The following is a 12,765-nucleotide window of genomic DNA, read 5'->3' as shown; positions in this document are numbered from 1 at the left end:
ATGACTCCACAACCAACTGATAATTATATGGTTACAATAGCAGAACGACTCAAATCCGCCTACGCAAGAATTGCCCTAGCTGCAAAAAATAATCAACGCGATGAACACGCTATTAGCTTGTTAGCAGTTTCAAAGACTAAACCAGTCGAAGATATTGTGGCTGCCTACCAGCACGGCCAACGCCAATTTGGTGAGTCTTACGTGCAAGAAGCCGTGACAAAAGTCACTGAACTTGCCCACTTAACAGACATAGTTTGGCACTTTATTGGCCCCATTCAGTCCAATAAAAGCGCCCAAGTGGCCACACATTTTGACTGGGTACAAAGTGTCGACCGTACAAAAATAGCCAAACGTCTTAACGAGCAAAGACCAAAAGACAAAACACCACTGAACGTATTAATCCAAGTTAATATCAGTTTAGAAGAGGCTAAGTCAGGCTGCCACCCTGATGAGCTAATGTCACTGGCAGAATTTATTAGTGGCTGCGATAATTTATGTTTGCGTGGCGTGATGGCTATCCCAGCCAAAACCGACGATGCACAGCAACAATTACAATATTTTGAGCAATTAAGCGCTTGCTTTGATAAACTAAAGGCCCAATATCCCCAAGTAGACACCTTGTCGATGGGTATGAGTAACGATGTTGAAGCAGCAATTGCAGCTGGTTCAACCATGGTACGCATTGGCACGGATATATTTGGCCAACGAAATTAAAAGGTGATAACAGACATATGTCAGATAAAAAAATCGCATTTATAGGCACGGGTAACATGAGCTACGCCATTATTGGCGGCATGGTAAAGAACGGTTTTGCAGCAAAAAACATCATTGCAACCAATCGCAACCAAGAGAAATTAGCTAAGGTTGCTGCTGATTTCGGGGTGCAAACCACCGCGGATAACAACGCGGCACTTCGTGATGCAGATGTGATTGTATTGTCTGTTAAACCACAAATGATGGGCGATTTATGCCAATCATTCCAAGATTCAGGCGTTGATTTTAGCGACAAGCTATTTATCTCTGTCGCGGCAGGTTTAACCGTAAATCGTTTACGTGAAATGCTGGGCCAAAAGGTAAAAATGGTTCGTTGTATGCCAAATACACCGTCATTACTTGGTCGTGGCGTGTCGGGTCTATTTGGCGCTGACGAAACCGCAGAAGAGCATGAGTTTGTACAGCAAGTATTTGAATGTACAGGTATTGTTGTATGGGTCGAGCAAGAGTCGCAAATAAACGATATCATCGCCGTTACCGGCTCTTCGCCCGCTTACTTTTTCTTATTTATGGAAGCCATCGAAGAAAAGGCAAAAGCACTTGGCTTTAGTGATGAAGATGCACGCCGCTTAGTACAACAAACGGCGCTAGGTGCAGCTGAAATGGCGCTTTCTCAGCAAGACATTAGTATTTCACAGCTGCGTGCAAACGTCACATCAAAAGGCGGTACAACTCACGCAGCCGTTGAGCACCTGAAAGCACAAGGCCTTGTTGGTACCGTTGCCGATGCAATGGATGCCTGTATTGCCCGCGCAGAAGAAATGGAAAAAGAACTTTAAGCTTACTTTGTTGAAGGTAAAACTATGCAAGCCATGCAATTCCTCGTTGAGATTATTTTTGATCTCTTTTTAATGGTGGTCCTTTTACGCTTTTGGTTACAAGCGGCAAAAGCTGACTTTTATAATCCAATTAGCCAGTTTGTGGTAAAAGCCACATCGTTTGCAGTAAACCCATTACGTAAAATCATTCCAGGGTTGGGTGGCTTTGACATCGCGTCGTTAGTCCTTGCGTATTTAGTCGCAGTGGCAAAGCTTAGTGCCGTCTTTTTACTGTTTTATGGTGGTTGGGCTGCCGCGCCTGTCTTTGTGACTGCGTTAATCACGGTCATAAAAGAAGGGTTAAACTTACTATTTTGGGTGTTAATTATTCGTGCTTTATTAAGCTGGGTAAGCCAAGGCTACAACCCTATTGAAGCGGTTTTCCACCAGCTAACTGAACCTATGTTACGCCCTATTCGTAAAGTTATTCCACCACTGGGTGGTTTAGACTTGTCAATTTTAGTACTGATCATTGCCTTGCAGTTCTTACAATTTTTATTAATTGATTTGATTGGCTAAACATTGAGTATCTAATTTAGAGGCCGTAAGGCCTCTTTTATTAAGTGAGAAATACCATGAAACAGATTATTCTTTTTACCTTACTTGCCCTCAGTTTATTCACAACAGCAGCGAAGGCTGAACAACAAGCCGGCGCACAATATAAAATACTTGGTCCATTTGAAGTACATTACATCGCTTTTCCTTCAACCTTTATACAACCCGACATTGCCAAAAACTACGATTTAGTGCGCAGCCCAAGCAAAGGAATTATTAATATTTCGGTGCTAAAAAACAGCGATAAAACGGCGCAAACTGCCACACTAACAGGCACGGCACGTAACCTACTCGGCAATAGTAAACAACTTGAATTTAAAGAAGTTGTTGAAGGCGGTGCGATTTATTACCTTGCACAAATCGACTACAGCAATGAAGAAATTTACCGTTTTAATATCGAGATTAATAAAAACGGCAAAGTACAAACACTGACATTTCAGCAAAAATTTTACGTAGATTAATGCCCCTATGAACAACACTTTAGTTTTAGCCACGGGTAACCCTGGCAAAGTAAAAGAGCTGGCGAGCATGCTTAGCCCGCTTAACATTAATGTGGTTCCACAAAGCGATTTTCAGGTTCCTGATGTGCCAGAAACAGGCACTACATTTGTTGAAAACGCGATAATAAAAGCGCGTCATGCAGCAAAGATTACTGGGCTGCCTGCAATTGCAGATGATTCTGGCCTCGAAGTCGATGGCTTACATGGCGCACCAGGTGTTTATTCTGCACGTTTTGCTGGCGAAAATGCCAGTGACCAAGACAACATTGATAAACTTTTAAGCGAGCTGGCTGATAACCCTGTACGTAGCGCTCGTTTTTGGTGTGTTCTGGTTTTAATGCGCCATGCTGATGACCCGACACCGCTTATTTGCAGTGCGAGCTGGGAAGGTGAAATCACGCACAGCCAAGATGGCCAAGGCGGTTTTGGTTATGACCCCATCTTTTATGTGCCTTCAGAACAATGCACCAGCGCACAGCTGACAAAAGAGCAAAAAAATGCCCTGAGCCACCGCGGCCAAGCACTTAAGCAACTACTTGCGCAATTGCAGCAAAAAGGCGGCCTGTGAGTTTACCCCCGTTAAGTTTATATGTGCACGTACCGTGGTGCGTGCAAAAGTGTCCGTACTGCGACTTTAACAGCCATGGTCAAAAAGGTACGATCCCCGAGAAAGAGTATGTTCAACACCTAATTGATGACTTAAAAGCGGATTTACATTTAGTACAAGGGCGTAAAATCCACAGTATTTTTATAGGTGGCGGCACGCCAAGTTTACTCACAGGTGAGGCATACACCCGCTTACTTGGCGAGGTCGATAGATTAATTGGCCTGAGTGAAAACTGCGAAATCACTTTAGAGGCCAACCCAGGCACTGTAGAAACAGGCCGCTTTAAAGAGTATGTCGCGGCTGGCATAAACCGAATTTCGATTGGTGTGCAAAGCATGCAGAACGACAAGCTGAAAGCCCTCGGTCGTATACATGGCGCAGATGAAGCAAGCTATGCAGCAAAACAAGCACACCAAGCTGGGCTCAACAGTTTTAATTTAGATTTAATGCATGGTTTACCTGGGCAGTCTCTTGAGGATGCACTTAGTGACCTTGAAAAAATCATCGCATTAAATCCCCCGCATATTTCGTGGTATCAATTAACAATTGAACCTAATACTCAGTTTGCCTCAAAACCCCCCACGTTACCGCACGACGATATATTGTGGGACATTCAAGAACAGGGACAAGCACTCCTTGCAGATGCAGGTTATCAGCAATACGAGATTTCTGGCTATGCGAAACCCGGCTACCAATGTCAACATAACTTAAATTATTGGCGATTTGGCGATTATCTCGGTATTGGCTGTGGGGCCCATGGTAAGGTGACTGACGCAAATACGAAGATCATCACGCGTACAGTAAAAGTAAAACATCCGCGTGGTTATATGGATCTCGCAAAGCCTTATTTGTACGAACAATGGCAGGTTGCTGACGATGATTTAGCGTTTGAATTTTTTATGAATCGTTTTCGTTTAGTTGAGCCTTGCCCAAAAGGTGATTTATCTTTGCTTACAAATTTGTCACTGCAAAGCCAAGAACAAGCCTTGAACGAAGCAATTAAAAAAGGCTTACTAACAGATAATAAAAACAATTGGCAAGTCAGTGCAAAAGGCCAGCGCTTTTTAAATGACCTGCTAGAATTGTTCGTTTAAGAATTCTATTAATAATTAAATTTCTAACAAGAAAGGAACGATAATGCGTAAACTGACCTTCATCGCTGCAGCGGTAAGTGTTGCATTACTTGGCGGTTGCCAACAAATGCAAGAACAACCAACCCCAGCGCCCACTGTACAAACCCAACCTGTACAAAGTGAAATCGATAAAGCGAATGCGTTTTTTGAAGACACGTTTAACCGTGATGTAATGAAAAGCCCTGTTTATCAAACATACATGGGTATCAAAAAAGATTACGATAAATGGGATGATGGTAGCGAAGAACGCGTTCTTGCAGACTTTGAGCAAACCAAAGCTGATCTTGTCGCTTTAAAAGCAATTAACCGCGAACTATTAGATGACGCGACAAAAGTAAGCTACGACCTAAAAAAACAAGCACTTGAAAATGAAATTGCAGATTTCAAATGGCGTCATTACAACTACCCTGTAAATCAAATGTTTGGTGTTCATTCGATGATCCCTGCATTTTTAATTAACCAACATCAAATTGCTGATGTCTCAGATGCGAAAGCGTATATCTCTCGCTTAAACGGCGTAACGATGGTTATTGATCAGCTAATCAAAGACCTCGACGTGCGTGCTGATAAAGGTATCATCGCACCTAAATTTGTATTCCCACATGTCATTGATTCAAGTAAGAACATTCTACATGGTGCACCATTTGATACAGGTGAAGACTCAACTCTTTTAGCTGACTTTAAACGTAAAGTTGCCGCATTAGAGATTAGTGAAAGCGAAAAATCAGCGCTTATCAACGATGCAGAAAAAGCACTAAAAGCGGCTGTTAAGCCTTCTTACACGAAGTTAATTAACTATTTAGCGCAGTTAGAAAAACGCGCTGACGAGCGTGATGGTGCGTGGAAATTCCCAGACGGTGAAACGTTCTACAACAATGCCCTTGCACGCACAACAACAACCGACTTAACGGCAAAAGAAATCCACTCAATTGGTTTAGCTGAGGTTGCACGTATTCACGACGAAATGCGCGCGATTAAAGAAAAAGTAGGCTTTGACGGTGACTTAAAAGCATTCATGCAATTCATGAAAACTGATAAGCAGTTCTACTACCCAAATACAGCGGAAGGTAAACAGCGCTACCTTGATGAAGCGACAGCCCTCATTGATAACATGAAATCTCGCTTAGATGAGCTTTTCATTGTTAAACCAAAAGCCGATTTAAAAGTAAAAGCTGTTGAAGCATTCCGCGAAAAAGCAGCAGGTAAAGCGTTCTATCAACAACCTGCGCCAGACGGCTCTCGCCCAGGTATTTACTACGCAAACCTTTACGATATGGAAGCAATGCCAACTTACCAAATGGAAGCACTTGCTTATCACGAAGGTATTCCGGGCCACCACATGCAAATCGCCATCGCACAAGAACTTGAAGGCGTGCCTAAGTTCCGTAAGTTTGGTGGTTACACTGCGTATGTTGAAGGCTGGGGCTTATACTCTGAGCTAGTACCAAAAGAAATGGGCTTATATGAAGACCCATATTCAGACTTCGGTCGCCTTGCAATGGAATTATGGCGTGCGTGTCGCTTAGTTGTTGATACCGGTATCCATGCGATGAAATGGACACGCCAACAGGGTATTGACTATTACGTTAATAACACACCAAACGCAACGTCTGATGGCGTTAAAATGGTTGAGCGTCACATTGTAATGCCGTCTCAAGCAACCGCTTACAAAGTGGGTATGTTAAAGATATTAGAGCTGCGTGAAGCTGCAAAAGAACAGCTGGGTGATAAATTCGATATTCGTGAGTTCCACGATGTTGTACTTAAAAATGGTGCAGTACCATTAAATGTACTTGAGAAATTTGTTGACCAGTGGGTTGCAAAAAAACAAGCTGCTTAAACTAAATAGACTTTAAAAAGGCCGCTCAGCGGCCTTTTTTATTTATTTAAACAAGTCGTTGAGCTATAAATGTATAAATAATAAAAAACGAGTATTTTCATGCAAAGCGCTATTGATCAATTGAACAGCCGACTTCAGCATCATCAATTAAAAGAACTGCTTAGCGATTACCAACGTTTATCGGGGGTTTTGCAGGCAGCGCAATTACAACACCTCTATCAACTAGCGTGCAGTAGTGAAGTAAAATACTTGTTTTTACAAAATGTTGCAGCGCACTTACTTGAGGCAAGCCCTTTGCCTAGCGAAGCGGTGAGCTTTATCGATGATATTGATAAGCTTAGCTTTTTCACGCCCGGTCTGAAATTTCAAAACGCGTTTAGTATCACCGATCAGCAAGGCAATACCCTGTTACATCACCTTTTTAGTCAATGTAGAGCAGACGCGCTACCATTTAACTACCTACGCTCACTCATGCTCTTTGAAAGTAACGAAAGTTTAGCTGATGCTCTAACAACCCTAAACCATGATCAGTTAACGCCAATTGGCTGCTTTATCGCGTGTAATAAAAATACCCAAATGCTGGCAAAGCATGAGTTTTCAGCTCTGCTGGCCATGATGGAAGTTGACCAACGCCACAGTCCTTCCGCCGTAAATGCATTAATCTCTCAACTAAAAGCGTTTTACGCGTCGCATTTGCCAACAAATGCAGACTGTAAAGTTTTGCTGTGTGCAGCCTATTTACAAGTATCAACGAGTCAATTAATCACGGCACTTAAACAGTCGTAATATGAACAAAGATGTCGTCAAAGGCTTTTTGTCTTTAAGTAGTTTTACGGCCCTTAACCATGGCAGCCGTATCATTCTTACCTTGTGCTTGGCACGGTTACTTACCACTGATGAATTTGGTACTTTTGCTGCTTTATTAGCGCTGTGTGAAATTCTTCTACTGCCAGCCAGCATGGGTTTTTCCTCATCATTAATGCGCATTAGCTACCCGCTATACACACACCAACAACATGACTTATTACGTGGTTTAAGGCATGTTTATTTAGCAGCGTCGGCTATTTTTGGGGTGCTTTTTGTGGCCTCTATCGTTATTAGCTTTCAAGCAATTTCACCGCATCAAAGTGCCAAAGAACACGTTATTTATTTACTGCTACTAGTCCCGATTGGTGCCATTATGCAAAGTCAGTCTGCTTTTTTAGTGGCTTTAAATAAACCTAAAATCGGCCTTATCACCCAGCAATGCATTTTTGAACTGCTCAGCGCACTTTTATGTCTTTTGCTTTATTTTAGCTATGGCGAATTATCACTAGTCAGTATTTGTGTGTTGTTGTTTTGCAGTATGCTCTGCGTAGTGTGTTATCAATACTGGCTCATCAAAGGCATAATTGAACCACGTATCGCACGCTATCAAACGAAACAGTGGTGTAAAGATTCCTTAATCATGTTAGCAAGCGGTGCAGGCACAGTGCTGGTTGCTAAGCTCGATGTACTTCTTGTTCATCATTGGTTTGGCGCGCAGGGCGTAAGTGTGTTTTTTCCTGCGGTTGTGATTGCAGGCTTGCTGACTATTTTAGGCAATGCCGCCAACCAGTATTTAAAACCGATATTAATGGCCGAAAACGATAATTCAAAAGCCGTTAGTGAGTTAATGAGTGTACTGTGGCGATTTAATTTTGGCGCAATCATTATCCTAGCACTATTAGCAAAGCCACTGCTGAGCCTGTATGGCGAAACACAATTACAACAAGGTTTTTGGGTGCTTATGCTCATGTTACTCGGGCAACTTTTTCTGCCTGCACGCATACTCGCAAGCAGTCTTATAAAATTAAAAGGCAATCCGCTGATTAATTTATACGTATTATTAGCGGCGACCAGCGTGACAATTTTAATGGCATTCATTTTAAAAGATCAGTGGGGTTTGCTGGGAGTTGCTATCGCATTTAGTGGCGGGTTTATATTAGGTGCTCTGAGTCGCATGGTGATTGTGTGCACTCACATGCGACTGCCTCTTGCTGTTGTATTTGGCTTAGTCAGATAAATAATATTCAATACTGGTCACCACGCGTACTTTTTTAAGTTGTGGTGTGTTTGAATCTCTATCATTAATCGAAAACTGGCCTTGATGCGCCGTTTTTATCTTGCCCAATTTAGACTGTGAGTCTTTGGCAAATTTCATGGCGACTTCACGTGCTTTCTCGGTCGCTTCTTGGACCATTTTTGGTTTAATTTCGTTTAAACCATTAAACAAATATTGAATGCGTGTTTCGTAATTATCTTGTACCACGGCAATGCCCTGCTTGGCTAATTGACTAACTTGACCCAAAGCATGCTGAACTTTTTCAATATCGCTAGAATATACAATCACATTTGAGCGAGCAATGTAGCGAAATTGCTGATTTTCTCCCCCATACTCTCGGGCTTGTTTATCAATAATTGATTGGCTGCCATTGCTAATTTCTTCGTCATTAAAGCCGTGTAATTTTAAAAATGCCACCACCGCATCATTTTTATTCTCAATGCGTGCAACAAGCTTCTCTAGGTTATTATCGGCATCTGAAAATTGTAATGGCCAAATTACGGTGTCTGCAGCCACTTCCATTTCAGCAAGCCCTTTAACATTGACGGTGCGCTCCATTGCTTTGACATCAAGTGCCGCACTTTTCAATATAAAGCCAAGTCCCAGTAAACCTATTGCCAATGCCACAGCAGCAATAACAATATTAAATGGCTGTGCTTTACTCATGCCTTTCTCCTTGATATAGGTCACTGTTTTCGACTCGAAAAGTCACAGTAAACAGGTTATCTTATATGTATAAAAGGGTTATCTTATGTATATAAACTTAACAGACCCTGAAATGTTTACAACAATGCGCAAGCAAAGGACACAGCATGAGCGTTAAACGCATTAGCCAATTCTTTAATCCAACGTCAGTCGCTGTTATTGGCGCCTCTAATTCCCCTAACCGAGCCGGTTTTGTGGTAATGCGTAACCTTTTGCAAGGAGGCTTTAAAGGTCCAATCATGCCCGTGAGTCTAAATCACACGGCGGTGCATGGTGTACTTGCCTACCCAAGTATTGCCGAGTTACCAAAAATACCAGACCTTGCTGTTATTTGTACTAACAAAAATACCTTAATAAATATTATTAATGAGCTGGGTGAAATAGGCTGTAAACACGCGGTGGTGATTGCTGCGGGGCTTAACCCTGAGCAAAAGCTGGCTCTAAAAGAAGCCGCTTTAACGGCAAATGTATCTTTACTTGGGCCTAATTGCCTTGGCTTATTAATTCCGCATATTGGCTTAAATGCAAGCTTTTCGCACACAATTGCAAGCCCAGGTAAGCTCGCTTTTGTTTCGCAATCAGCCGCGGTGTGTTCAACCATACTTGATTGGGCTAAAAACAAAGAAATTGGCTTTTCGTATTTTGTCTCTGTTGGTGACTGTCTGGATATTGACTTTGATGAGCTCCTCGACTTCTTAGGCCGTGATGCTAAAACCAAAGCCATTCTTTTATATATTGATAACATTGAAGATATTCGCAATTTTATTTCAGCAGCCCGTGCAGCTGCATTCAGCAAACCTGTTATAGCCATAAAAACAGGTAAAACTAGCGCAGGGGCACTGGCCGCCGAAATCCACACCGGTGGAACACAAAGTTCAGATGCTGTGTATGATGCACTCTTTCAACGTGCGGGGATGCTTCGCGTTAACGATTTGCGGGAGCTATTTGCAGCCACACAAACGCTGGCAATGCACCCAAAACTTCTAAAAGTTGAGCAACTCACTATTCTCACTAATGGCGGTGGGCCTGGTGTGATGGCCGTTGATACCTTATTACAAAGTTCAGGTAAGTTAGCAGAGCTTAGCGATGAAACACGCGCAGCGCTTAATAAAGTTATTCCACAATCAGAGATGACCTCAAACCCAGTGGATATTTTTGGCGATTCAGCACCAAAACGTTATCAACAAGCTCTAGAGATATTGCTGCAAGCAAAAGAAGTTAAAAATCTTTTGATTATTCATACTCCTTCGGCCCTTGCCCCTAGCGAAGATTACGCTGAAATTATTGTTGAAACACTGCAAAAAATTCCCAAAATGGCGCGCCCTTATGTGATGACCAATTTTATGGGAGAAGATGCTGCTTACGCTGCGCGTCGAGTGTGTGCCAATAATGCGATTCCCACGTACCGCACTCCTGAGGGCGCGGTGGGGGCATTTATGCACTTAGTAAGTTATCGTCGAAATCAAAAACATTTAACACAGACACCCGAATCAAATACAGATGATGCGAAAATAAATAAAGAAGCTGCCAAGGCGTTGGTCAATGAGTTTCTGCTCGATGAGCAAAGCTACTTATCAACACATCAGGCAAGCCAAATTTTAACCCACTATGGTATTGACTGTATTCAAACCGAAGTTGCTTACACGCCTACAGAGGCAAAAGAACAAGCCATTGAGCTTGGTTTTCCAGTGGCGTTAAAACTAATTAGCCCCAGTATTCCGTCTAAATCAGAAGTAGGCGGTGTGGTACTTAACTTAAACGATGCACACGAAGTAGAGCAAACCGCCTTTGCGATGCTGCTTAGGATTAAAAACACCTATCCTGATGCGCATATAGAAGGATTTTCACTGCAAAAAATGGCCCCCCGTGCCGGCGCAAATGAACTGCGTATCGCCATTAAAACAGAGCCAAACTTTGGCCCTGTTATTTTACTTGGCGAAGCAGGCACAGGCCTTGAGTTTGGGCAAGCGGCGGTCGCGCTCCCTCCTCTTAATATGAATCTTGCGAAATATTTAATTGCAGCAGCCCACGACAAAGGCGTGTTAAAAGACCGCGTATTACCGGAAAAAGTCGATAAATACCGTTTATGTGCCCTACTCACTCGTATCTCACAATTGGTAATAGACCAGCCTGATATTACCAGCGTAGAGCTCAACCCTATCCTTGCTAGCAACGGGCAATTTTTAGTTCTTGATGCCACAATAAGCTTAAGCCGCTACAAAGCAAAAGCAAACCGCAAGCGCTTGTGTATACGCCCTTATCCCATTGAGTTGGTCAAAGAAGTAACTTTAAAAAACAATACTCAAGCTCAACTTAGACCAATAAAACCCGAAGATGAACAGGCGCACCTTGAGTTTGATCAATCGTTAACAAAAGAAGATCGCTACAAACGCTTTTTTGGCGAACTGCCACAGTTTAATCACGACCAACTGGCAAAAATGACACAAATTGATTACGACCGTGAAATGGCGTTCATTGTTAGCCAAGAGCAAAATGGCTCTGCATGCACGCTAGGCGTGTCTCGCGTATTAATGGATCCTGATAAACAAGAAGCCGAATTTGCAATTGTGGTACGCTCTGACTGTCAAGGTTTAGGGCTTGGCACTATACTCATGAATGCCGCTATTGAACATTGCAAAAGCCAAGGGGTTAAACGCATTGCCGGAATAACATTACCCGAAAACACCGGCATGATCGAACTTGCGCGTAAACTGGGCTTTAAAATTACCCGCGACTTTGAAGAAGGCAGCATCAATATGCTGTTAAATTTAACTTAAAAACGGATTAGAACGTTGCATCGCTTAAGAACTTATACCGCCCGTGTTTTTGAAGGAAACGGCAAGTACCGACGCCTAGGACGAGCACTCGATGTGTTCTTAATGTCACTTATCATGATCAATGTGGTGGCCATTGTTTTAGAGTCTGTAAGTCACCTCGCTAAACAGTATAAGCATGAGTTTTTAATGCTCGAGCTTATTTCTGTCGGTATTTTTACGCTCGAATACATTTTGCGCCTTTGGTCATGTGTCGATAAAAGTGCCCATAAAGAGAGCCCGCTAACCAACTCAAAAATTCGTATTAAATACTTTTTTTCTCCCTTAGCACTCATCGACCTTATTGCCATTTTACCGACCTTGCTAATGGTTTTCGTCAGTGTTGATTTGCGCTTTTTGCGGGTACTACGTTTAATGCGTATCTTTAAACTCACCCGCTATTCTCGAGCTATGCAGCTGTTGTTACAGTCATTTCGCGATGAAAGTAGCTCTTTGCTTGCCGCTTTTTTCATTATGGCGGTTGTGCTGATCATTGCATCATGCGGAATTTATTTAATTGAGCACGATGTGCAACCCGACAAGTTTGGCTCTATTCCATCGGCTATGTGGTGGGCCATGGTCACTCTGACGACTGTAGGTTATGGGGATGTGGTGCCTGTTACTCCGCTTGGACGATTATTTGGGGGTGCCATTACCTTAGTCAGTATGGGAATGGTGGCAATTCCTACCGGTTTATTAGCATCCAGCTTTTCTGAGCAACTTCGTAAGCGCCGTTTGTTGTTTACTGATGCGGTGCATGAAGCAATGGAAGATGGTCATTTATCAGCGATTCAAGAAGAACACCTTGAGAATCTGCGTTACAAGCTCGGTTTAAGTAAGCAAGAAGCAAACAAGGCGATTCATAACGAACTTAAAAATCGCCACAGTAATCTTTATTGCCGTCACTGCGGTAAGCGCCAAGATTAACAGTAAAACA

12 protein-coding genes are annotated in these 12,765 nt (G+C 42.7%); 11 read left to right on the top strand and 1 reads right to left on the bottom strand.

Annotation, left to right across the window (positions count from 1 at the left end; translation table 11 throughout):
* From JIG41_RS11020 to JIG41_RS10980, 9 genes are all read left to right on the top strand, one after another.
* Complete coding sequence (locus JIG41_RS11020) at positions 1–714, top strand: YggS family pyridoxal phosphate-dependent enzyme (protein WP_036966078.1); 714 nt, start codon at positions 1–3, stop codon at positions 712–714.
* A gap of 17 nt (positions 715–731) precedes the next feature.
* A complete protein-coding gene (gene proC, locus JIG41_RS11015) occupies positions 732–1,553 on the top strand; it encodes a pyrroline-5-carboxylate reductase (RefSeq protein ID WP_036966075.1) in 822 nt (273 codons plus the stop codon).
* 24 nt (positions 1,554–1,577) lie between these two features.
* Positions 1,578–2,111, top strand: coding sequence for a YggT family protein (locus JIG41_RS11010; protein WP_036966072.1), 534 nt, complete (start codon positions 1,578–1,580; stop codon positions 2,109–2,111).
* A gap of 56 nt (positions 2,112–2,167) precedes the next feature.
* Positions 2,168–2,608 (top strand): DUF4426 domain-containing protein, encoded by a 441-nt coding sequence (locus tag JIG41_RS11005; protein ID WP_036966069.1) that lies wholly within the window; start codon positions 2,168–2,170, stop codon positions 2,606–2,608.
* A gap of 7 nt (positions 2,609–2,615) precedes the next feature.
* Entirely contained in the window at positions 2,616–3,215 is a 600-nt protein-coding gene (locus JIG41_RS11000; protein ID WP_065979689.1) for an XTP/dITP diphosphatase, read from the top strand.
* A complete protein-coding gene (gene hemW, locus JIG41_RS10995) occupies positions 3,212–4,348 on the top strand; it encodes a radical SAM family heme chaperone HemW (RefSeq protein WP_036966064.1) in 1,137 nt (378 codons plus the stop codon). The genes JIG41_RS11000 and hemW overlap by 4 nt, the downstream gene beginning before the upstream one ends.
* 43 nt (positions 4,349–4,391) lie before the next feature.
* Complete coding sequence (locus JIG41_RS10990; RefSeq protein WP_036966060.1) at positions 4,392–6,227, top strand: DUF885 family protein; 1,836 nt, start codon at positions 4,392–4,394, stop codon at positions 6,225–6,227.
* A 99-nt stretch (positions 6,228–6,326) separates the two neighbouring features.
* A complete protein-coding gene (locus tag JIG41_RS10985; RefSeq protein ID WP_199524736.1) occupies positions 6,327–7,013 on the top strand; it encodes a hypothetical protein in 687 nt (228 codons plus the stop codon).
* A gap of 1 nt (position 7,014) precedes the next feature.
* Positions 7,015–8,271 carry a lipopolysaccharide biosynthesis protein gene (locus JIG41_RS10980; RefSeq protein WP_036966054.1) on the top strand — a complete coding sequence of 419 codons (1,257 nt, stop codon included), beginning with the start codon at positions 7,015–7,017 and terminating at the stop codon, positions 8,269–8,271.
* Here the strand turns inward: JIG41_RS10980 and JIG41_RS10975 are convergent.
* Positions 8,260–8,976, bottom strand: a complete 717-nt coding sequence (locus tag JIG41_RS10975; RefSeq protein ID WP_036966051.1) for an SIMPL domain-containing protein — start codon at positions 8,974–8,976, stop codon at positions 8,260–8,262. The two genes, JIG41_RS10980 and JIG41_RS10975, sit on opposite strands and share 12 nt — an antisense overlap.
* Before the next feature lie 146 nt (positions 8,977–9,122).
* Between JIG41_RS10975 and JIG41_RS10970 the strand changes: the two genes are divergently transcribed.
* Entirely contained in the window at positions 9,123–11,792 is a 2,670-nt protein-coding gene (locus JIG41_RS10970) for a bifunctional acetate--CoA ligase family protein/GNAT family N-acetyltransferase (RefSeq protein WP_036966048.1), read from the top strand.
* Between the two features lie 15 nt (positions 11,793–11,807).
* A complete protein-coding gene (locus JIG41_RS10965) occupies positions 11,808–12,755 on the top strand; it encodes an ion transporter (RefSeq protein ID WP_036966045.1) in 948 nt (315 codons plus the stop codon).
* The last annotated feature ends 10 nt before the right edge of the window (positions 12,756–12,765 follow it).

Source organism: Pseudoalteromonas sp. bablab_jr011 (genome assembly GCF_016464045.1).
Lineage (GTDB): Bacteria > Pseudomonadota > Gammaproteobacteria > Enterobacterales > Alteromonadaceae > Pseudoalteromonas > Pseudoalteromonas lipolytica.
This window is presented reverse-complemented; position numbering and strand designations above follow the sequence as displayed.

Coding starts and splice junctions, on each gene's coding strand:
- JIG41_RS11020 (WP_036966078.1), top strand. CDS start 1: ATGACTCCACAACCAACTGATAATTATATGGTTACAATAGCAGAACGA.
- proC (WP_036966075.1), top strand. CDS start 732: ATGTCAGATAAAAAAATCGCATTTATAGGCACGGGTAACATGAGCTAC.
- JIG41_RS11010 (WP_036966072.1), top strand. CDS start 1,578: ATGCAAGCCATGCAATTCCTCGTTGAGATTATTTTTGATCTCTTTTTA.
- JIG41_RS11005 (WP_036966069.1), top strand. CDS start 2,168: ATGAAACAGATTATTCTTTTTACCTTACTTGCCCTCAGTTTATTCACA.
- JIG41_RS11000 (WP_065979689.1), top strand. CDS start 2,616: ATGAACAACACTTTAGTTTTAGCCACGGGTAACCCTGGCAAAGTAAAA.
- JIG41_RS10990 (WP_036966060.1), top strand. CDS start 4,392: ATGCGTAAACTGACCTTCATCGCTGCAGCGGTAAGTGTTGCATTACTT.
- JIG41_RS10985 (WP_199524736.1), top strand. CDS start 6,327: ATGCAAAGCGCTATTGATCAATTGAACAGCCGACTTCAGCATCATCAA.
- JIG41_RS10980 (WP_036966054.1), top strand. CDS start 7,015: ATGAACAAAGATGTCGTCAAAGGCTTTTTGTCTTTAAGTAGTTTTACG.
- JIG41_RS10975 (WP_036966051.1), bottom strand. CDS start 8,976: ATGAGTAAAGCACAGCCATTTAATATTGTTATTGCTGCTGTGGCATTG.
- JIG41_RS10970 (WP_036966048.1), top strand. CDS start 9,123: ATGAGCGTTAAACGCATTAGCCAATTCTTTAATCCAACGTCAGTCGCT.